The sequence below is a fragment of the Mucilaginibacter kameinonensis genome, assembly GCF_003675385.1.
Taxonomy (GTDB): domain Bacteria; phylum Bacteroidota; class Bacteroidia; order Sphingobacteriales; family Sphingobacteriaceae; genus Mucilaginibacter; species Mucilaginibacter kameinonensis.
In genome coordinates this window covers 1-22311 of record NZ_RCWZ01000010.1, presented here as the reverse complement: position 1 = coordinate 22311, position 22311 = coordinate 1, and the positions used below count along the sequence as shown (strand labels likewise).

Here is a 22311-nt window from a genome sequence, read left to right as displayed (position 1 = left end):
TAATGTTATTTATTGTTAAATGCTTTTTAATTGAACCCAAATACCAAAGCCGTAAACTGATAGATTTTGTTATTTTTGTTGAAAATTTAAAAACCGATGAGCGAACTCATTAAAAAACAAGTGAACGATGCAAAGGCTTTAATGGATAAAGCCATTGACCATGCAGATAGCGAATTAAATAAAATACGTGCAGGTAAGGCAAGCCCTTCATTACTTGACGATATCAGGGTTGATTACTATGGTACCCCAACACCATTAAGCCAGATAGGCAGCGTTAACACCCCTGATGCCCGTACCATTGTTGTTCAGCCATGGGAAAAATCATTGTTAAACCCTATCGAAAAGGCCATCAAAGAAGCCAACTTAGGTGTTAACCCACAAAACGACGGTATCATAATCCGTATCAATGTACCACCACTTACCGAAGAGCGCCGTCGTGACCTGGTTAAGAAAGCAAAAGCCGAAGCTGAAACCGGTAAAGTAGCTGTTCGTAACATCCGTAAAGATGCTAACGAAAAGATCAAGAAATTAAAATCAGAAGGTGTTTCTGAAGACGAAATAAAAACAGGCGAAGCTGAAGTTCAAAAACTTACCGATGCTTACATCGCTAAAGTTGATCAACTTTCAGAAGCTAAAGAGAAAGATATCATGACGGTTTAATATTAACCTTGTGTCAAATTAAAAGGGAATGAGCTACTTAGCCATTCCCTTTTTTTATGTTTGCTGTTGAAACATGAATGTATTAATCTCTTACTTAAAAAAACACCGCTGGATTGTAGTATTTGCACTATTCCTGGCGGCAATGAATATAGGCTTTTCGCTGTTGGATCCATGGATAACAGGTCGTATTGTTGACCGTGTTATTGAGCAACGCACATCTCTCCACTATGACGAATATTTGAACAAAGTATTGTTGCTTGTAGGGGCGGCCATCGGTGTTGCTATGGTATCTCGTATAGCAAAAAACTTTCAGGATTATTTTACCAATATCATCACCCAAAAGGTAGGTGCCGAAATGTATGCCGATGGTTTAAAACATTCGCTCGAACTACCATACCAGGTATTTGAAGACCAGCGTAGTGGCGAAACCCTGGGTATACTGCAAAAGGTACGCCTGGATTGCGAAAAGTTTATCACCTCTTTTATCAGCATCCTGTTTGTATCGCTCATCGGGATGGTATTTGTAATTGTTTACTCGGTAAGCGTAAGCTATAAAGTTACGCTGGTGTATTTCGCGGCAATACCTATCATCACATTTGTGAGTATGGCTATGAGCCGCAGGATCAAAAAAATCCAGAAGACCATCGTAGCCGAAACAACTGCCCTTGCAGGTTCAACAACCGAATCATTAAGGAATATCGAGTTGGTGAAAAGTTTAGGTTTGGCCAAACAGGAAATAGCCCGGTTAAACAATACCACCTATAAAATCCTCGACCTGGAACTAAAGAAAGTGAAGTATGTACGCAGCATGAGCTTTGTGCAAGGTACTACCGTAAACTTTGTGCGCAGCGTAATGGTGGTGGTTTTGTTAATGCTAATCTTTAAAGGAACTATTTCACCGGGCCAATATTTCAGCTTTTTATTTTACTCATTCTTTTTATTTAATCCGTTGCAGGAGTTGGGTAACGTGATCCTTTCCTGGCGTGAGGCCGAAGTTTCCCTTGGTAACTTCAACAGGATCTTGAGCATCCCAATTGATAAAAAACCGGAAAAGCCGGTATTGCTTGAAAAGGTGAATACTTTAACTTTTAACGATGTTAGCTTTAAACACCTGACCGCAAACCGTAACGCGCTTAATCATATTAGTTTTGAAACCAATTCGGGCGAAACGATTGCGTTTGTAGGCCCATCGGGTTCAGGTAAAACAACGCTGGTGAAATTATTGGTAGGCTTGTATCAACCTTTGCAGGGGGATATTTTGTATAACGGCACATTAAGTAAAGAAATTGACCTTGATCAGCTTCGCGAAAAAATTGGTTTTGTAACCCAGGATACACAGTTATTTTCAGGCACCATCCGCGAAAACCTGCAGTTTGTGCGCCCCGGTGCTACTGATGAGGAATGTATGGATGTACTACAGCGTGCCGCCTGTCAAACCTTGTTGGCCCGTGCCGATAAAGGTTTAAGTACGGTAATTGGCGAAGGAGGTGTAAAAGTTTCGGGTGGCGAAAAGCAGCGTCTTTCTATTGCCCGCGCGTTATTACGCCGGCCGGATATCCTGGTATTTGACGAAGCTACCTCATCACTTGATTCTATCACCGAAGAGGAGATCACAGAAACTATCCGTAACGTATCCGAAAAGGAAAATCATATTACCATCCTGATAGCCCACCGTTTATCAACTATTATGCATGCCGATAGTATTTATGTACTGGAGAAGGGCCGCATTATTGAAGGTGGTAAACATGCCGATCTGATTGCCCAAAAAGGTTTGTACTACGCCATGTGGCGTCAACAGATAGGAGAGAAGGATACAGCGGATGCGCTGGATTAAGATATCCTAAACAAGAAAGGCGATGCTTCAGCATCGCCTTTCTTGTTTAACCTCGTCATTGCGCGGAACGAAGCAATCCCAGATGCGCAGAGCCGCTCTGTATAGTTCGCGATTGCTTCGTTCCGCGCAATGACGGGGGGGAATATTTTTTATACCTCCGGCGGCACAAGCGTTACCGTAGTAGTTGCTACTTTGGTATTTGCCATGTACTCAAATAGGCTTACTGCATTTTGTATCGCGGCTTCGTGTTCAGTTTCAGGTAGCGCGTTGAGCACTTCCAAAAATTGTTTCCATTTTAAACCAAGCTGATCTCCATACACCTGGTAATAATGATAGTTCAGATTGTATGGGAACAAATGCTCATTAGTTTTAAGCCGTTTTACGATCACATTTCCTCCAAGTGTTGCCCCCTCCAATACATACATTGCACCAAGGATTGCTGCATGGCTGCTGAGATCAATAAAATCAGGAGTGTTTTTAGGAGAACTGCCTGTTGCTGAGTTGATCTCCTCCAAATCGCGGAGAAGAGAAGGTAGTTTTACCCTGTTTCCGATATCCAGTTTTTGACGGAATTCATCGCTGAGACCGTCAAATAAAAAGTCTTCTACTGCAAGGTGCGTGGCGTAGTTTACCGTTAGTATGGTTTGGTATTGTTCAAAGGTAAGCGAGCCATCCATGATCTCACCCACAAACATTTTTTGTTCAAGCTGATCATGCAGATGCGCTGTAGCTTGTTTTATTTTTTCATGAAGCATAAGGTATGCGTTTTTACGCCGCTAAAATATTATCAATGCACTTATAAAGATCGTCAAGTGCAAAGGGTTTAGCCAGGTAAGATGTAGCGTTTAGATTTTCAGCCAGTTGAATAATGTTTTCATGGCCTGAAAATAATACAAAGGGTATAGTTCTGTGGTCATCAACCTCACGGATCTCTTTGATGATTTCCCGGGCCTGCCGTTGTCCTATATAGTTATCAAGTAAAATCAAATCCGGCGCAAAACGTTCAATTTGTGCTACAACTTCGTAGCCGTCGCGTTTTACCTCAACTTCATATTTGTCGCACAAGGCAATTCCCATGATGTCGGCTATATCGGCATCATCTTCAATAACTAATATTTTTTTCAACGTTTTAATTGACATTCAGGTTTTTAGTGAACCAAAAATTGTACAGTGATTCAACGCAGTTCACCACGTTTAAATAGCCGGCAGGCTTGGTTAAATAGGCATTGGCGCCAAATTCAAGCGATGCTTTAACATCTTTTGGATTATCGGATGTAGAAAAAAATACAACCGGCGTATATTTTAAAAACGGGATTTCACGAATACGCTTTACCAGGTCGAGTCCTGATAGTCCGGGTAAATTAAGATCAAGCAGTATAAGTTTCGGTTTTACCCTTGCTTCGGTAAGCTGTTTTAACTGCTCAAGCGCATCTTTCCCATTGTCAATGATCTTAACGGTAAGTCCGTCTTTCACTTCTTGTACGGCATGCTGCATTATGAATGCAAAATCCTCGTCATCTTCAACATATAATATATCGGGCGAACTCACAACTAACTAATTTTAAAAGATATATAAAAAACCGTGCCAAATCCTAACTTGCTCTCAAACCAAATACGCGCTTTGTGTTTTTCAACAATGCGTTTTACAATGGCAAGGCCAACGCCCGTGCCCTCAAATTCCAGAGCGTTATCCATGCGTTTAAATAGTTCAAATACACGGTTATAATAATTTACGTCGATACCAACGCCATTATCAGATACCGAATAAACGATCTCGCTGTTCCTGACTATCCCCTCAACCTTAACTTTTGATGGTGTTGATTTTGAAGAGTATTTAACAGCATTGTTAATCAGGTTAGTAAAAACCTGGGTTATCATCACGCTGTCGCCTTGAATGGATGGTGTTTCGCCAATGATAAATTCAATATTTTCGGGATTAAGGGCCGATAGTACCTCCCTTTTAATTTCATTTAGTAACAGGCCCATGTCAATTGGCGCTGCCTCAATTTCGGCACGGCCCACGCGCGAATAATGCAGGATCTCTTTAATGAGCATGTGCATTTTATCCGTACCCTTAATGATCCTGTCGAGCATTTTCTTAGCCTGCTCATCCAGACTTTTGTTACTGGCCAACAGCAGCTCCGAGTAGTTTTTTATGGACGAAAGCGGGGTGCGCAGATCATGCGATATGGTATAGCTAAAAGTATCCAGCTCGTCATAGGCCAATTGCAGGCGCTCATTCAGAATCCTGATTTCATTGGCTTTGCGGTTGATGGCATAAATAACATCTTCCCGTACTTTTAAAACCGCGGTGATCTCGTCATGTTTCCACTTTTCGGACGTGTTTTTAACAATTTGAGTCCAGCTGTCAAATGATTTTCGCGGCGAAAGTTGTAACAGACCATCGGCGGTTTCCTCAACCGGTTTTTCGGGATTGCCCGCCCATGTGATAGATTTTACCTGTTCTGGTTTAAACCAGATGATCATTTCGCCAAGCTCACGCGACAGGCTGCAAGATAAAATGCCGCTGGCAACATCGCTGTATTCTTTTGCCGCCGGGAATATTTCAGGGAAACGGTACGTGCTGTAAATGGTATCCACCATATTTACCCTAAGCCATTCAACTATATCGGCAATTTGATCTTGTGTAGGTGTTTGGCCAATGGTGTTTATTTCACCGTCATAAATCAATGCCGCACCTGTGGCGGTAGTAACATCTTTTATCGTGACTTTATTGCGGGTTAAGGCGAAAGTGAAATCAGTATCTTTTTTAATATAATCCGCAAGGGTGGTGGCAGCCTCGCCCAGTTCATGAAGTTTTGCCGAATCTTCTTCGTCCTGCCGGTACTCCAATGCCGACGAGAGGATCTGGCCTATCAGTTTAGATGCATCGCGCGATTTATAGTCGATAAACCTTGGCGAATAATTATGACAGGCGATAAGCCCCCAAAGTTCTCCATGGGCGATAAGCGAGATACTAAAGCTCGACCCTACGCCCATGTTTTTCAAATACTGGATATGGATAGGCGATACAGCCCTTAATACCGAGTGGGTAAGATCAAGCGGTGCTGCCCCTTCCTCGTAAGTAATAATAGCCGAGCTGTCTGAATTTACATCGGCTATGATACGGGTAAGATTGATCTTATAAAGCTCGCGGGCCTGTTTGGGGATATCCGATGCCGGGTAATGTAAACCTAAAAATGGTTCCAGATCATCGTTCTTTACTTCGGCAGTAACCTCGCCATGGCCGTCTTCATTAAATTTATAGATCATCACCCTGTCGTAATTAATGATCTTTTTTATTTCGAATGCCGCGTTTTGCAGCAGTATGGATAAGTTTTTACCGCTCAAAATCTCGGCTACCGAACGACCAATGGTTTTCTGAATATCATAACCAAGATCTGATTTGGTTGGCTCAAACTCCAGCACCAGGTCATTTACCGAATGGCTGATGATAAGGTTGTAATTACTACCCTTTACATCAATAGCCAATGGGTTGATGGTGTCAGAACTTTTTGAGCCTTTTGCCAGGTTTAACAACTGCTGTAATGATGCGGTATCGCTCGCTATAGCTAATTGCTCTTCAAGCTCAGTAATATTTTTACCTAATAACCCGGTGGCATTGACACCGGTATAGCTTTCAATATTTTGGCTGATATAGGAAATGTTGTACGACTTGCTGTTTACAGCGATCAAAAAACCGTGCGATTGAATTTTTCCGGGGATGTGGATGGGTTCTCTGTCGCAATTGGTCAGGTCTACCTGGTAACTCATAGTGTGTTTTATAGGATAAATGACCGCGTAAAATACAAAAAATACACTTCTATGAAATATATTTTTTAAATAGGCAAGTTGTAAGGAGGGGATTATTTGAAGAATAAATAAATCATGTCATTGCGAGGAGCAGGAGCGGTAAAAGCACTGGGGCGACGTGGCAATCTCGTAGCTATACAGGGCGGATATGCATTGGCTACGAGATTGCCACGCTTCGCTCGCAATGACATATTAATTAAGTATTCGGACTTATCGCGAAAATTTAACCCCTAAATATTCTTATTCTCAATCATCCTAAAAAACTCGTCGCGATAAGTATCGCCTACGGGGATGATCTTGTCGCCTATCTGGATGCGGCTTCTTTCAATACTGTCTATTTTATTGAGGGCAACGATGTATGATTTATGCACCCGTACAAAATGTTTCTCGGGCAGGGCGTCTTCCATCTTCTTCATGCCCTGCAGGGTAATGATCCGCTCGGCAGAGGTGAAAATGCTGATATAGTCTTTTAAGCCCTCAATAAACATAATATCATGAAGATAAACCTTCTGAATTTTATGCTCGGTTTTTACAAAGATGAAATCCGTCGAGAAATCATCCTGCTGTACAGGTTCGGCCTGTACAACCACCTGTTGTGGTTTGGCCTGCACCGGTTGGATAATACTTTGAGCTTTTTGTACCGATTTAAAAAAACGATCAAACGCGATAGGCTTCAGCAGATAATCAACCACATCAAGCTCATAGCCTTCAAGCGCGTATTGCGGATAAGCCGTGGTTAAAATGACCTTGGCTTTGCCGTTGGCGATTTTCAAGAACTGGATGCCGGTAAGTTCAGGCATCTGCACATCTAAAAATACCAGGTCAGCCTCGGCGGCCTGCACCATGGTAAGTGCTTCGATAGGGTTGGTTGTGGCTTTAACCAATTGCAAAAAAGGCATTTTGGATATATAATCTTCCAAAATATGCAGCGCCAAAGGCTCATCGTCAACTACCAAACATCTGATCATAGCGTAAAAATAATGTAATAATGGTTATTCTAAATTTTTTAGTGTGCTGTTTTTGTTACAACGGCGTCAATTCAACAGATTTATACCAGATTTCGGCCCCTTCAGATTGTAAAAGGATGCGGCCATGAGATAAAGAGGCTACTCCCCAGTTTACCAAATGCCCGTTAACATAATGCTCAATCTGGTTGCCGTTACAAATAATCTCGATGGTGTTCCATTCACCTCGCGGGTTCTCAAAATTGGCGGTTCGGTAAACGCGTTGCTGGTCCCACTCAATGGCCGACTTATTTGGTGTAACAACGCTGGTGTGCTGTACGCACCAGATATCGCCGCAATCACCCTCCTGTATCTGGCATTCTATTGATCGTGGCCATACCACATCTTTATCCTCTTCGCCAAAATGGTATAAAATACCCGCGTCACGGGCACCCTTTTCGCGCGGATGGTATTGTTTGGTCCCCCATTTAAATACCACTTTCAGGTAATAATTATCGTACGATTTTTGGGTGGCCAGGTAACCAAAGTATTTACCCATAACATGCACCATGCCGTTTTCAATAGCAAAATTATTATGCACATCATTGTCCTTGCCCAAAGTATCCAGGTAAGTATACCAGCCTTTTTTATCCTTACCGTTCAACAGCTTTTGAACGCCAAGCTCCCTGATCCAGATATTGCGGAACGACACCGGGAACTCGTGCTCCTGTAACAAAAGCGGTAACGCGAAGGGATGTTTTTGATATTTTGGCTGGCCCACATGTGCCACCGTACCTTTTATAGCTACGTGGTTTTGAACCAATACGCCATTGTGAAGTACTGTAATATAGGCAGGCGTTTTAACCGAGCTGTCGATATTAAAGCGTGGGGCGGTATAAATGATATCATACTTTTGCCACTCGCCAGGCTTAAGCGAAGCGTTTACCTGCGGCACGTATTGTTTATATATAGAACCCGCTTGCCCGTTTGAGTAGGTACGGTTTTTATAACTATCAAGGATTTGCAGTTCATATCTGCTTTGCATAATTACACCGCTGTTGCCCCGTTCCTGGCCTTCGCCTTTTACAACGGCCGGTGTACGCCATTCAATATGCAACTGGCAATCAGCAAAGTTTTGTTTGGTGATGATGGAGCCGCTACCCGGCTTTACTGTTACAATGCCATCCTTTACTATCCAGCCCGGCTTATTGCCTTTCTGATCGGTCCATTTATCCAGGTTTTTGCCGTCGAATAAAACAATAGCATCAGATGGTGGCTTGTTGCCAACGCCCGGTAAAATCACTTTAGGTTCGGGATCCCAAACTTCAGTTGCCTTTGGGTCGGTTTGTGCCGCTGCGGGAATGGCCGATATCGCTAAAAACAGTACTGGGAGCAATTTTTTCAGATAGGTCATGGTTATAATGGGTTATAACTATAAATCTATTGATAATTCGCAAGTGTAGGTATATTCTTCATCTCTGATTTTTAAGGAATACCTGTCAGGATAAAGCAAATCGAGCCGTCGTTGTACATTTATTAAACCAATCCCGCCCACCGCGTCGCGGTTATTGTTGTGTTTTTTGTTTTGAATGTAGAAATGAAGTTTGCCATCGGCTACGTTGATAAGCAGTTTAATTGGCGAGTTAATATCATTGGCAACGCCGTGTTTAAAAGCGTTTTCAATAAAGGCAATCAGCAACAGCGGTTCTATTTTCTGATCGGTAATGTTGCCATCAACCTTAAAATCAATAAAAGCCTTGCTGCCAAAGCGGATCTTTTGCAGGTCGATATAGTTTTGCAGGTACTGAAGCTCTTTACTCAAATCAACCTTGTTGTCGTTACACTCATAGAGCATATAACGCATAATTTCCGAAAGCTTTAAAATGGCCTCCGGGGTGGTTTCTGAACGCTGATAGGCCAGTGAGTAAATACTATTTAAAGAGTTGAACAGAAAATGCGGGTTGATCTGCGATTTCAGAAAAGCAAGTTCGGCAATCAGTCGCTGGTTTTCCAAATCGCGCTGGATCCGTTCATTCAGAAACCAGTCGGTACTGAATTTTAATGCCGTGCTCAAAAACACAAATATAAGGCTGGTAAATATGCTGCTGTAGAAATAAGTAGCAAAGCCGGTTACATGGCCTTTTTGATGTACTAATACAATATCCTTAAATAAAAGCCCTACTCCGTATTTACCTATGCCATAAATTACAATACTTGCAAGTACAACTGCGGCGTATTTCCAATATTGCTTTTTATTGAGAAAATTAGGTATATAAATAAGGTAATTAAGATAAAACAGACTGATATTGATAGCGGGGTACAGTAAAAATATCACCAGTAGTTCCTTGCTGCTAAGCTGCGCATCGTTTAATCGGGCCAGGAAAACAAAAAAGGATATGATGGCCGTCCAGAAAAACAGGTGCCAAAAAATTATCCAGGCAGTTTTAATGCCGGTTCTGGGTTTTGGTAATGGTAATGAAGCCTCCATTCGCGGTTTTTAAATCCTCTTTTTGTTTATGGGTATGGCATCTAATTTAATATTTTGATAATGATATCGGCCGGTTATTTATATGTAGCCCCCCTTTTTTTCGATGAACTGGCTTTTATTATCGATGAACCGGTTAAAAGGTATAGAAAACCGTTCATCTATAAACAAAGTGAGTTGGTCTAAATGATTTTAGCAGGTTATTTTTTTGATATTCCTTTGTTGTATAAAATCACCACTCACAATGAAAACGCTTATCAAAAATTCAAATCCTTTTATCATGTTATTGATCCCGGTAATGTTTGCCCTTATTTTGGGTGTAACTTACCAGTTCGAGCAAAAAAAGGAAACAGCAATAATTGGCCGCACAGCAGTACATGCTACCTCATTGTTTCATAAAGGTTTTGTAATGGTTAAAACCGTTTGCTCAGTAGCAAAAAACAATAATATATGGTAATTAGTACCGAAGGGCTTTCCTTCACCTTTGGTAAGCAGCAGGTAGTTAAGTCGCTGGCGCTGCAAGTTCCGGAAGGAAGCATATATGGTTTTCTCGGGCCCAATGGCGCCGGGAAAACCACTACCATCAAATTACTGCTCAACCTGCTTAAACCCGATGCAGGTAACATCAACATCTTTGAGCAGGATATCAAAACAAACCGCATCAATATACTTTCAAAAATAGGTTCGCTTATTGAGCAGCCTGCTTTATATCAGCATTTAACCGGGAGAGAAAATTTATTGAACAGGGCCTTATTATTACAGGTGCCTGCTCAGCGCGTTGAAGACATGCTTGACCTGGTGCAGCTAACTCATGCTGCCAATAAAAAAGCCGGGCAATATTCATTAGGGATGAAACAACGCCTTGGTATCGCCTTAGCGCTGCTAGCCGATCCTAAATTGTTAATTTTAGATGAGCCCACCAATGGCCTCGACCCGAACGGGATCATTGAAATCCGCGAGTTGCTGAAAAAATTAGTTGCACAACACGGCAAAACCGTTTTTATATCAAGCCACCTGCTGGCCGAAATTGAGCGGATGGCAACCCACGTGGGCATTATCAACAATGGCGCGATGCTTTTTCAGGGTAGCATAGCCGATTTACAGGCCATCAGCAAACCACTGGTGCGTATTGAAGCGGAAAATACAGTTGATGCCGCCAACCTGCTAACCCGTAATCATATTAATGTTACAGAAGTAACAGACGATCATTTAACGATACCCTACATCTCCAAACAACAAATGGGCGATATCAATAGCTTGTTGAACAAAGGTGGCCAGACCGTTTACAGCATTGGTAAACAACAAAAAGATCTTGAAAAATTATTTTTAGATATTACCCAAAACGCCTAAACCATGAAAGGATTTATACTATCGTTCCGTTCGGAGTTTTACAAAAGCCGTAAAACGCTTGGCTTCTGGGCTTCCGTAATGCTGCCTTTGCTGATAGGGGTTTTGCTGTTTGTTGGCTTTTATACTAAAAGCGAAAAACTGACATCAATGCCGCCAATGATGCTTTGGCTGCAGTTTGCAGGTGCCATCCTTGGCATTATGGGCTCGTTGGTGCTACCGATGTACATCATCTTTATAGCATACTCCGTAAACAGTATTGAGCACAGGGCCGATACCTGGAAAACTTTGTTTAACCTGCCAATCCCGCGCTGGTCGGTTTATGCGGCTAAGTTTTTTTACGCTGTTTTCCTTGTGTTTATGTGCCTTGCTTTGTTTGTGTTGTTTACCATAGGTTTTGGCAACCTGCTCAGTATAGTAAAGCCGGAATTACGGTTCGACGATTTTCACATGGAAAAAGAACTGGCGCAGATCTATTTCAAACTATTTCTGTCGTCATTGGGCATTCTTTCTATCCAGTTTTTGCTCAGCCTGTTCTGGGCCGATTTTTTAAAACCGATGGGAATAGGTTTTATATGTACCATAGCCGGCGTTGTAGCAGCTACAAAAGGCTGGGAATATAGTTACCTGTTTCCGTATGCTCATCCCATGGCCGCCATCAGCAGCATGTTAAAAAACAATCACGGTGATCCAGCTCACTCATTACAAATTGACGTTTTTACTAAAGATGTGTTTGTAAGCATGGCTATAGCCCTGGTGGTATTTATTACCGGATATTTTATTGTTCAGCGTAAGAGCGTGAAGTAGCTTTTCGTGATTAGGTAGCTTACTTCTGAGATAAACACAACCATGTCATTGCAAAGCGTGGCAACCGCGCAGAAGCAAAGCCGCTCTGTATAGCATGCGATTGCTTCGTACCTCGCAATGACATCTTTTCGTTATAGCCTCTAATCTCTCTCAATCTATCTAACTGGCTTAGGAAACACCGGTAAACTCTCATGCCCTTCCGCATCAACCGACTGTACCGCAAAAAAATAATTATCCTTTGAATAATTGAGTGTGGCAGTAGTATCTGTTACATAAAACTTCTTTTCCCAATATGGGCTGATAGTTTCACGCATCAACACGTAATAACCGGCCGGCTTTTTTCCGGTAGCCGGAGCGTCCCATTTCAGTTTAGTTTTGTTGGTGAGATCGCTGGTGATAACGCCCACGTTTTGAGGCTCGGCAGGGGCCGAAGCAAGATTGGCCAATACTGATAGATTCATACGCGCCACCTTTTGTACATAATTAAAATCTACAAAGTCGGGCAGATCGCCGTATTCAACACCATTTTCGGTACGGATATTCTGGTGCTGGCGGTTAAAGTTCTCGTTCATTTCGGTAAACCTCACAGCTGTAAAGCCCTGCTCTAAAAACGGCAGGTGATCGCCACCGCGCAGATAACGGTCGCGGCGATAAATAAGCTTCACATCCAACTGATCAACATAGCGTTCGCCAATTTCTTTGGTGTACCTCGCCAACTCCCTCGACGGGCTGTCATTTTCTCCCCCCAATGATTTTAAAGCCGCCACTTGTTTATCAGTAGCCGCGGTAGGCACGCCATCACTGAAAACCCGTACACTGCGGTTATCCTTCAGGTCGGTTTCCATGCCATAGGTATTGCCTACAATATCATTATTCAGCATGGCATCCACATTCCAGTTTTCGGCTTTGGCGCGTTTGGCAACGTTGGCCGATCCGTAAAGGCCTTGCTCTTCGCCAACCACAGTCATGAAAATAATGGTAGCCGGAAACGACCGTTTGGCCATTACCCTGGCCAGCTCCATAGAAAGCGCGGTGCCGGAGGCATCATCATTGGCTCCCGGCTCAACACCATTGGCATCCATCACATCATTAATGCGCGAATCATAATGGCCGGATACAAGGTACACACGGGTATCATTGGCATCGGTACCTTTTAATATAGCCAGTACGTTTTTGAGTTTGATGGGTTTGTCAATCCGTGTGCCCTTAGGCTGGGTAAACGTATCAAACTGAACGATCATCCTCCCGTTGGATTCCGCAGCATATTTCTCCATTTCAGCCTTGATCCAGTTGCGCGCGGCGCCGCTGCCGGTGGTTTTACTGGTAGTATCGCTGAGCGTATGCCTGCTTTTAAAGCTAACCAGTTTGCGGATGGTACCTTCAATGTTTTTGGCCGATACCTCATCAACCATTTGCTTGATCCCCGCATCCTGTTTTACAATGGTTTGCGCGGTCGCCGGGAGGGTTAGGATGAGGAGAAGGAATGGGAGGATGTGTTTCATATGGTATAGTGGTGATGTTCTTTTTTCTGTAGAGACGCATCACACGCGTCTATTGAACTATTTATTTTCGATTGCTCGTCCTGCAGGAGACTATTTATTTTCGATTGCTTGTCCTACGGGAGACGCATGTGATGCGTCTCTACATTGGTTTTTATTCCCCTTCCTCCTCTGCAACTATCCCTAAAATCTCGTCGGCCTGTTTAAAATTGCTTTTTACAAAATGGCACCAGTCGCATTCTTTTTTGCCGCATCCGGTGCTGAAGTTATGTGCCATGATCTGCTCGTACGTATCCTTGATCTGGCCGGTTACTATTTCCACATCTTCGGGTGTTATCACAAATTTTTCGCGGTAATATTCACCATCGTTTATCGGTTCAACAAAATCAAAAATGGTGCTGATGACCTGCCAGTCGGTGGTGCGGTCATGGTCAATCAGTATTTTATAAAAAACCGCTTGCCTCCAGTAATCGCCTCCGTTTGGCGCATCGTTGGTTGGGCGCAACAATTTATCTTTTGCATTTTTGGGCTTACCTGTTTTGTAGTCAACAACGGTGGCTTGTTTGCCATCAAATTCAATTTTATCCAGGTTACCTTTAATTGGCACGCCAACCACTTCAATATTTTTTATAGAACGCTCGGTTACCGCTATCTTATTCCAGTTTGGTACGTTTTGTTCATAGTAAGGCGGCAATATCTTTTCGCCGTAGGCCGAGCGCAGCTTAAACTCATCTTTAGTAAATGAATCGCGGTTGCGGGCCATGTACCACCTGAACTCGCGCATGAAGTTTTCGGTGCTCAAAAACTCGTTATCATTATCCTTTAACTGCCTGTATGTTTTATTAAGCGCCCAGTGCACCGCCTGCCCAAAAGTAGCCGACGGACTTTTACCTGCCGGTACACGGATAAGGCATTGAAAATAAAACCTTAAAGGGCAATCCAGGTAATTGCTCAGGTGGGTTACCGATAGCGTATAGTTTTGCAGTAGCTGGTTAATGTAGTTTGTGTCCAGCAATTCAACCTTAGGCTTATCGGTTTCGCTGAACTGGGTTGCCTGAAAATCAACCATCGCACCAGCATCAACCTTAGGATATTGTACTTGCAAACTTGTGCTGGCCAGTATTTCGCCAACAAACTGGCTTGCTTCCTGGTCTTTATCTTTTTTATCCTTGGCAGCATATGATATTACCAGGTGCTGTTTGGCGCGGGTTACTGCTACATAAAATAAGCGGCGGGCTTCCTCTTTCTGGGCAATATCATCTGACGCCGATTGGGTAAGTGTGTCCGGGTAGCTGAACCCGCTGTTACGGCCTTTGCTATCCCATGTACGTTTATCGCAACCAATAAAAAACACGTATTCAAATTCAAGGCCTTTGGAGCCGTGGGCGGTAAGGAAGTTAACGCCATTTTCAGAAAAGATGCTTTGGTTGAGCTCCAGGCGGATTTGGTGCTTCTTCATCATCTCAATGGTCTGGATCAGGTCATTCAGGCTGATATCTGGCCTTTTGCGGCTTTCATCCTTCAGGAAATCAAAAAAGCTGGTAAGCATTTGCATGTAGCTTCCCTTATCCTGCTGTTGCATTATGTATTTCAGGATGCCCATTTTGGAGATGACGCTTTGAAAAAGCTGCTGCAGGGTTACACTTACAGCTTCTTTCAACAGGTAATCCACATTGCTCACAAGGTACCGCATCTCCTGCTGCTGATCTGGCTTAAACAGGTCGGGCTGCGCAGGCGGTCTCATCTCGCTCACATAACGACGAATAGATGTTTTAGGCTGATTGTAAGCCAGGGTACCAAAGTTTTCTTTAAATACTGCTACACTTGCCTTGGCAATTTCGATAGGAGGGATGTTAAAGAAATCATAGTGCATGATCTCAAACAGCAGTTCGTCGCCGCTGTATGGCGAGTCGAGTTCCATGGCCAGGTAACGCAATATGTTGATGATCTTTTCGCCAAAGGGCTGGGTAAGTACGTCTATCTTGCGCTTGGTGTTTACCTGAATTTTCTGCACATCCAGGAATTTGATCATTTCCTCAACCTGGTTGTGGTTGCGATAGATCACGGCTATTTCGCCCGGAGGTACACCTGTTTCCACCAGCTTTTTGATCTGCAGGGATACATCAACCAGTTCCTTGTCCGGATTTTCATACTCACGGATCACCGGATCAACCAACAGCTCGCTGAAGCGCGGATGTGACGATTTTAATGCCTTATCTAATTTAAGCTGACTGGTTAATCGCTCAAAGTTATTATCGATAAGGGCTTTTGATATATCAAGGATCTGCTGGTTGGAGCGGTAGTTGTGTTTCAAAACCACAGTATGCAGGGTGTCTACATAATCATTGGCGAAATCAAGGATGTTTTTCATGTTGGCACCCTGAAACTTAAAGATCGACTGATCATCATCGCCCACCACAAAAACGTTTGGCGTATCCCAATAATTAAGCAGGAAACGCAGTAGCTCGTTTTGCGATCCGCTGGTATCCTGAAATTCATCAACCAAAATATATTGGTAACGCTCCTGGTAACGGCGCAAAATTTCCTCATTATCCCGGAAAGCACGAAGCACCCAAATGATCATGTCGTCATAATCATAGCGACCGCGGGTCTTCATCTTTTCGGTATAATTTTGATACTCGCCTACGGCTGCCAGCAATTTTTTCATTACCTCGTGCGCCGCATCGATATCTTTTTGTTTAGGATCTCCGACCTTAATACCTGCTTTAGCGTTGGCGCGTTTATAAATAAACTCCTCACGATTCGGTATATCCTCCAAATACTCGCCTACCGCCCGCTCAATCATAGCGGCGTCCCAGTTCTCCCGTTTCATGGTGCTGAACAGGCTTTTGAGGCGGGGTACATCGTAATAAATATCACCTGTAAAGCGCTTCAGCAGGTGATCGTTCGGAAACTCATCTACCAGCTCACGAAAAAGCATAGCCGATTCCAGATCCGACAACGACTCCAGGTTCAGCTTACCAAAATACTCCAGGTTTTCCTGGATGATCTCATTACAAAAAGCATGAAAAGTATATATATTAATACGGTAGGCATCCGGGCCTATAAATTCAAAAAGGCGTTTGCGCATGGCCACCGCGCCGGCGTCGGTATAGGTTAAGCACAATATCTCGCTGGGCGAAGCATCGGTATCAGTCAAAATCTTACCTATGCGGGCAGCCAGGATCTGGGTTTTACCCGTACCGGGGCCTGCTACCACAAGCACAGGCCCATCCATTTTATTTACTGCCGCTAACTGCTCGGGGTTTAGCCCGGCCAGCGCCTCTTGAAACTTGTTATTATATTTATTGAATGTAGATTGCATAATATTTAGTAAAGATAAAAAAGGTTGGGGCGCATTTGCAGCCATCATAATAAATCTGATATTTAATCCATTGAATTAAACCATGGAAATACCTTATCAGGGTCGGGTAATAACAGAAGATAACTTTGACTATTTTAAACTCATCATTCCTGCAAAAAAATCATACTTCTTCATAATATTTCTTTGTGTTTGGCTGTGCGGATGGTTTTGGGGCGAAAGAACCGCGATTACAGAACTCTTAAGGCCTGGCCTCAAAGGCGAAGATCTATTTTTGCTGTTTTGGCTTTGCGGGTGGACCTTTGGCGGTATTGTTGTGTTAAAAAGTATTTTTTGGGATTTTTTTGGAAAAGAAATTATCGAAGTGGGCAAAGGTACATTAGCGATTAAACGTAAAGGTGATTGGTTTAGCAGAGAAAAAGTGTACGACTTAAACGAATGCAAAAGTTTCAGGGTACAATACGACTCAATCATTATGGGGTATCTTAATAATTGGGGTAATTTTAACCGCAAAAAAATTATGAAAGGGGCTTTTGCGTTTGACTACGGGATGGAGACAATTCGCTTTGGCGAAAATGTAGAAGAAGCGGAAGCAAAATACATCCTGGACAGGTTAAAAGGAAAGAAAATCCTGACCGAAAAGAATTTTTGATTGAAGAGATTAGTTATCGCGTTTAGCAAAAAACTAATCTCTAATCTCTAACTACAACCCCATGCCCGTCGTAAAAAACGTATTCACACTCACAGGCAGCTTACCCGTAGGTTTTAAACGACCACTTAGCACTTTGGCCGCTGACTGTTGCAACTCCGGCGACATCTGGTAGCAAACAATTAAGTTGCCCGCTTTTTCAAGACCCGGTAAACCTGCTATGGTATAAGCGTTGGCAAATACGCTGAATGCTGTATTTTTTCTCGAAGCCAGATCGGCAATCATCAGTTTTACCTCGCTGCTGTAATCAAGTTTGCTTTGCGGGCGCAGGCGGGTATCATGTATGCCCACAATAATCTGCTGGTATTGTTTAAGCCAGTTAAGGATATTGGTAACTTCAATTGCGGGCGCATCTTTATTAACTATAAATATGCGGCTGTTCGGAAAGCTTTTTACAACCTCCATCTGGAAAAGCGTTGGCGAACTTACACCTATACTTACTATAGCCGTTTTTAAAAACGGATTAAATGCCGGATTGCTGTTTTTTAAACGGGTTACCGAGGCATCGCTTAATTGCTGCACCAATGCTTTAGCGGCGTCGCTGTTGATATCCTGGCTTAAATTGGCGAGGGCGGTTGGCTTGTATTGATTAAGTCCTGCCCAGTACTTAGCAACTAAAATCTTTTTGATACGGGCTTCAAATTCGGCCGCGCTAACACTACCATGCCTTACGGCCTTACGGATCAAACCAATGGCCCGGTCAGAGTTTTCAGACAGCTCGATAATATCATTACCCGCAATAAAAGCCCTTACATCAGCTTCGCCATTTGGGAAATATTTGGTAACGCCTTTCATTTCCATCGCGTCGGATATCACCAGGCCTTTAAACTTCAGCGAATCTTTCAAGATACCGGTGATAATAGGGCGCGAAAGGGTAGAAGGGAGTTTTGGCGTGTTATCTAACGAAGGTATATTCATGTGCGCTATCATCACACCACTAATACCGGCGTTGATAGCTTCCCGAAATGGGTACATCTCCAATGAATCTAACCTTGCGCGACTGTAAGGTAGTAGCGGTAAGTCAAAGTGGGAATCCACATTGGTGTCGCCGTGACCTGGAAAATGCTTGGCCGACGTAAGCAAGCCTGCATCCTGCATCCCTTTAAAATAAGCAATCCCTTTTTTTGCTACATTATACATATTATCCCCAAACGAGCGGTAATTGATAACCGGATTGTTAGGATTGTTGTTCACATCCATATCTGGTCCGAGGTTCATCTGCATGCCCAGGCGTTTAAAATCATAAGCCACCTGCTGACCCATTTTGTAAATCAGGTTGTTATCCTGTATAGCGCCAAGCGTCATTTGGTATGGGTATGATATGGTAGAATCCAGACGCATTCCCAGTCCCCATTCGCCATCCATGGTTACAATTAAAGGTACTTTGGCCAGTTTCTGGTATTTATTAATAAGGTTAGCCTGGCGCACCGGTCCGCCTTGAAAGAAAACCACACCACCTAACTGCTGCTCTTTAATTACCTGTCCAACCGAATCTTCATAAACTTTCCCCTTATTGGTATGCGCCCTTACAAACAGTAATTGCGCTATCCGTTGTTTGCGGCTCATTTTATTATATACCGAATCAACCCAGTGGTTTTGCTTACCCAGTAATTGGATATAACTCTCCTTTTGAGCGAAAGCATCGGCAGTAAAAAATGTGAAGATGATAATTAAGGGGTAGAAAAAAAGGTTTTTAGAAGCTTGCATAGGTCAAATGTAGCGTTATTCTGAATTTTTGATGAAAATGATGTTACAACTATTACAAAAAACAAACCACAAATAAACCTTTACGTTTTTCAGTAATCTATCAATTTATTAACATACATACAGGGAGAAGTTAATGGCGGCCCATGCATAAATCGGCCTGAGGCTTTTCCCGTCACTTATTTAAAACAGAGAAAAACGATGAAAAAATTACTTTTTTTGGCGATGTGCCTTTTTACCGTTGGTACAGTTAGCGCGCAGGGATATTATTATGGCCCGCGTCACCGCCGTCCGCCACGCAGGGTTGTTGAAAGGCAGCAGCCACAGCGCCGTTATGATGATTTTTATACGCCGAAGGTAGGTGTTGCGGTAGGTTTAAATGTTGCAAACACGGTTGATGCTTACAACAGCAATTACAGTTCAAGCTCACTTGCCGGCTGGCACGCAGGTTTAACGTTTGACGTGCCTATTATCTACCCGTTGTCGTTTGCGCCCGAAGTATTGTTTTCGCAAAAAGGTTATGAGGTAAATGATAGGGACGGGAAATTTACGCAACGTACCAATTATATCGATGTGCCCTTGCTGGCTAAGTTTAGGGTAGTAAGGGGCTTTAACCTGTTGGTTGGTCCGCAGCTTACCTTTTTAACATCAACCAAAAATACTTATGAAAGCGCTGTAGGTACGAGTATTGATCATATCGACAATGATGCCGAACATAGTTACGTGGCCGGTGTAGTGGGAGTGAGCTTTGATATTAACCGTAATGTGGAGATCCGCGGCCGTTACAATATCGACCTTGGCGAAAACCGTCCTTATGCCGATCAAAATCTGCCTAACTACCGTAACCAGGTATGGCAAATTGGTTTGGGCTTTAAATTTCAATAAGCAATTAGGTATTTAAATCAGGAGTAAATCTCCCAATAATTGATTCATGCAAAGGTTCAAAGGGAATAAACCCGTTGATTTGAACCTTTGCATGAATTTTTAATGTTACGGCATTGCGAGCCAGCATACTCATATGGGCGTTCCCGTCAGCTGACGGGCGGGCTATCCGCTCATACTGCACAGGCATTAATCACTGGCCGGTATCCGCTACTATCCCTAACGCTGAAAACTGTTAAATATAATTTATCACCATTCTCTCGGTGGGTGTGCCGACAGGATCCTTATTTCTTTAGGATAATAATTATTAATGCGGTTAGGCAAAAGTTTGGCCCAGCCAAGCGGGTGTCCTTCGTAAGTCATCAATGTCCAGCCCTTATCAGTTGTAGTTAAATCTATATTATCCCGGCGCAGGTATTGGATGGCCTGGTCCTTATTAAGTGGCGTTTCCAGAACGGCATCTTTATTCACTATCAGGCTTAACGCCAGTTCATGATCCGGAATCAAGTCTTTCCCTGCAAGCTTACCAATAATTACCCCCGATTTTTTAATATAAAGGTGTCGCTGTAATATATTAAGGCTTTCTTTATGTGCGCGGTTAATAGCCATCCAGTCGTCGTTCACTTTAAAATAGTAAAAATCATCCGGGGCATTAATATATGAGCGCACCAGGTCAAGCTCTTTGCCCGGTAACTTTTGCTGGGTATTGTTTTTAAAAGATGCCAGATCGCCACTGTGCTCTTTTTTACGCAAACAGGAAACAAATAAACCCTCGCCTTTTACTTTGCCGGGATAGAAACGATAGCCCCAGGCTTTTTTCTGCGGCGATTGGGTTTCAACAATTCCCCAGTCATTATGAACAGGTATCCGAATGCTTTCCAGTTCAAACTCGGCACAAAGCCAGTCCAGGATATCTTCGTTTTCCTGGTGCGAGTAGGAGCATGTACTATATATAAGATAGCCATCTTCTTTTAGTGCCGGATAAATGTCTGCGAGGATGCGTTCCTGTCGCTGGTGGCAAAGGTTCACATTCCCTTCCGACCATTCGTTCATCGCGTCGGGATCTTTGCGGAACATCCCCGAGCCAGAACATGGCGCGTCGACCAGTATAATATCAAAAAAGCTTTTCAGCCTCCCGAAATCTTTGGGATCATTATTGGTAACAATAGTATTGGCCGTGCCCCAACGGTTCAAATTATCTGTTAATATAGGTACGCGGGTTTTGATGATCTCGTTTGCTACCAACAAATCGGCAGGCTGCAGGGCCGAATTAAGGAGTGTGCTTTTACCTCCGGGCGCGGCGCAAAGGTCAAGTACTTTGATCTCGTCCTCGTTATTTTGGTTGATCGTTTTAAAAATATGATCAATAAACATCGACGATGCTTCCTGTACATAGTAACACCCGGCATGAAAAAGCGGATCAAAAGTGAACGACGGACGGCTCTCCAGGTAATATCCATTTGCACACCAGGGTACATTTTGTGTGCTTTTTAAGGTTGATGGCTTAAAAGGATTCACCCTGATAGAGGTTGGAGCGTCTTCAAACTGGTGCGTTTTTACAAAGTTTTCTTCGTCAAAACCGTTTTCTGCACCTAATGACGCGATGAAATGCGGTGGAAAATTAAGCTCGTTCATATTCATTTCAAATATACGCATTAGGAAAATGACCGTCCTTACCTAATTATAACAGTAACTTCACATTTATTTAACCTTAATTTTCAGTGAGTTGCAAAAGTCGTGTCGATTATTTGAAAATATGTCTTGGTTGGAAGCTGGTTTTCTGTGTACATTTGTGACCGCCTTTGAGAAAAAGGTGTTGTTTTTTGAAGATTAGGGTTGAATAAAAAAGGTTTTAAAAAGTAAAATTTTACTTGCCAAAACAAAAAATAATTCACACCTTTGCAGCCCGCAAACGAGGGGAAGAGAGAAGGAGAGCGGGGCCAAAACAAAAAGAAAAAAAAGTTTTGGAAAAGAGAAAAAGGTTGTTACCTTTGCAGCCCCAAGCGGGAGAGAAGTTTAAAAGCTTCTAAAAGAAAGAGGATGAGGGTTTTAGGCCTTTGGAATCAAAACGGAAAGAGAGCGATTCTCGCCGTAAAAACTGACAAATCAAAACGGTGTAAAAACCGAAAGATTATATAGCTGAACTGAGATGGGGAGGCGAAAAAGTTCTTTTAAGAAATGGAAATCATGTAGCGTAACGGGAGGCGAGCGGAGACTAAGGTTAAAGTAAGCTGAAGAGTTACAAAAAAAGCAAGCGAACTGTATAAAGATATAATAATACAGATTCTATTAATTAATAATAGGG

18 protein-coding genes are annotated in these 22311 nt (G+C 42.9%); 7 read left to right on the top strand and 11 right to left on the bottom strand.

All coding sequences use genetic code 11. The annotated features are described in order from the left end of the window. Window positions 1–96 precede the first annotated feature (96 nt). Both frr and EAH55_RS30575 read left to right on the top strand, forming a co-directional pair. Window positions 97–660 carry a ribosome recycling factor gene (frr, locus tag EAH55_RS30580; RefSeq protein WP_112575056.1) on the top strand — a complete coding sequence of 188 codons (564 nt, stop codon included), beginning with the start codon at window positions 97–99 and terminating at the stop codon, window positions 658–660. Between the two features lie 73 nt (window positions 661–733). Continuing rightward, on the top strand, window positions 734–2494 hold the full coding sequence (locus EAH55_RS30575) for an ABC transporter ATP-binding protein (RefSeq protein WP_121813044.1): 1761 nt from the start codon (window positions 734–736) through the stop codon (window positions 2492–2494). 149 nt (window positions 2495–2643) lie between these two features. Here EAH55_RS30575 and EAH55_RS30570 read toward each other — a convergent pair whose 3' ends face one another. The 7 genes from EAH55_RS30570 to EAH55_RS30540 form a co-directional block, all read right to left on the bottom strand. Next, window positions 2644–3249 (bottom strand): biliverdin-producing heme oxygenase, encoded by a 606-nt coding sequence (locus tag EAH55_RS30570; protein ID WP_121813043.1) that lies wholly within the window; start codon window positions 3247–3249, stop codon window positions 2644–2646. A gap of 13 nt (window positions 3250–3262) precedes the next feature. Further along, window positions 3263–3619 carry a response regulator gene (locus tag EAH55_RS30565; protein ID WP_162997120.1) on the bottom strand — a complete coding sequence of 119 codons (357 nt, stop codon included), beginning with the start codon at window positions 3617–3619 and terminating at the stop codon, window positions 3263–3265. A gap of 4 nt (window positions 3620–3623) precedes the next feature. Beyond that, window positions 3624–4043: a response regulator gene (locus EAH55_RS30560; RefSeq protein WP_121813042.1), complete on the bottom strand. Its 420-nt coding sequence runs from the start codon at window positions 4041–4043 to the stop codon at window positions 3624–3626. Window positions 4044–4045: 2 nt separating this feature from the next. Then, window positions 4046–6268 carry an ATP-binding protein gene (locus tag EAH55_RS30555; protein ID WP_121813041.1) on the bottom strand — a complete coding sequence of 741 codons (2223 nt, stop codon included), beginning with the start codon at window positions 6266–6268 and terminating at the stop codon, window positions 4046–4048. 269 nt (window positions 6269–6537) lie between these two features. Then, on the bottom strand, window positions 6538–7275 hold the full coding sequence (locus tag EAH55_RS30550; protein ID WP_110586695.1) for a LytR/AlgR family response regulator transcription factor: 738 nt from the start codon (window positions 7273–7275) through the stop codon (window positions 6538–6540). Between the two features lie 55 nt (window positions 7276–7330). Continuing rightward, window positions 7331–8665 (bottom strand): 3-keto-disaccharide hydrolase, encoded by a 1335-nt coding sequence (locus tag EAH55_RS31120; RefSeq protein WP_162997119.1) that lies wholly within the window; start codon window positions 8663–8665, stop codon window positions 7331–7333. An 18-nt stretch (window positions 8666–8683) separates the two neighbouring features. Next, window positions 8684–9739 carry a sensor histidine kinase gene (locus EAH55_RS30540; RefSeq protein ID WP_121813040.1) on the bottom strand — a complete coding sequence of 352 codons (1056 nt, stop codon included), beginning with the start codon at window positions 9737–9739 and terminating at the stop codon, window positions 8684–8686. A gap of 241 nt (window positions 9740–9980) precedes the next feature. Between EAH55_RS30540 and EAH55_RS30535 the strand changes: the two genes are divergently transcribed. Genes EAH55_RS30535 through EAH55_RS30525 form a run of 3 tightly spaced genes read left to right on the top strand, consistent with a single transcriptional unit; the run spans window position 9981 to window position 11890 of the window. Continuing rightward, the gene (locus EAH55_RS30535; protein ID WP_112575048.1) at window positions 9981–10193 is read left to right on the top strand and encodes a hypothetical protein; all 213 of its coding nucleotides are present in this window, start codon (window positions 9981–9983) and stop codon (window positions 10191–10193) included. After that, window positions 10187–11086, top strand: a complete 900-nt coding sequence (locus tag EAH55_RS30530) for an ABC transporter ATP-binding protein (protein WP_121813039.1) — start codon at window positions 10187–10189, stop codon at window positions 11084–11086. Before EAH55_RS30535 ends, EAH55_RS30530 begins: the two co-directional genes overlap by 7 nt. A 3-nt stretch (window positions 11087–11089) precedes the next feature. Then, window positions 11090–11890 carry an ABC transporter permease gene (locus EAH55_RS30525; RefSeq protein ID WP_121813038.1) on the top strand — a complete coding sequence of 267 codons (801 nt, stop codon included), beginning with the start codon at window positions 11090–11092 and terminating at the stop codon, window positions 11888–11890. 155 nt (window positions 11891–12045) lie between these two features. Here the strand turns inward: EAH55_RS30525 and EAH55_RS30520 are convergent, their stop codons facing one another. Together EAH55_RS30520 and EAH55_RS30515 are read right to left on the bottom strand one after the other, a co-directional pair. Next, the gene (locus tag EAH55_RS30520; RefSeq protein WP_121813037.1) at window positions 12046–13392 is read right to left on the bottom strand and encodes a M28 family peptidase; all 1347 of its coding nucleotides are present in this window, start codon (window positions 13390–13392) and stop codon (window positions 12046–12048) included. A gap of 151 nt (window positions 13393–13543) precedes the next feature. Continuing rightward, window positions 13544–16714 carry an ATP-dependent DNA helicase gene (locus tag EAH55_RS30515; protein WP_121813067.1) on the bottom strand — a complete coding sequence of 1057 codons (3171 nt, stop codon included), beginning with the start codon at window positions 16712–16714 and terminating at the stop codon, window positions 13544–13546. 82 nt (window positions 16715–16796) lie between these two features. On the opposite strand from EAH55_RS30515, the gene EAH55_RS30510 reads away from it, so the two are divergent. Continuing rightward, window positions 16797–17363 (top strand): hypothetical protein, encoded by a 567-nt coding sequence (locus EAH55_RS30510; RefSeq protein WP_121813036.1) that lies wholly within the window; start codon window positions 16797–16799, stop codon window positions 17361–17363. Window positions 17364–17414: 51 nt separating this feature from the next. Here the strand turns inward: EAH55_RS30510 and EAH55_RS30505 are convergent, their stop codons facing one another. Then, entirely contained in the window at window positions 17415–19127 is a 1713-nt protein-coding gene (locus tag EAH55_RS30505; protein WP_121813035.1) for a glycoside hydrolase family 3 protein, read from the bottom strand. 198 nt (window positions 19128–19325) lie between these two features. On the opposite strand from EAH55_RS30505, the gene EAH55_RS30500 reads away from it, so the two are divergent. Next, complete coding sequence (locus EAH55_RS30500; RefSeq protein ID WP_114941751.1) at window positions 19326–20009, top strand: porin family protein; 684 nt, start codon at window positions 19326–19328, stop codon at window positions 20007–20009. 246 nt (window positions 20010–20255) lie between these two features. On the opposite strand, the gene EAH55_RS30495 is transcribed toward EAH55_RS30500, so the two are convergent. Further along, window positions 20256–21662, bottom strand: coding sequence for a methyltransferase RsmF C-terminal domain-like protein (locus EAH55_RS30495; RefSeq protein WP_244228409.1), 1407 nt, complete (start codon window positions 21660–21662; stop codon window positions 20256–20258). Window positions 21663–22311: the final 649 nt, after the last annotated feature.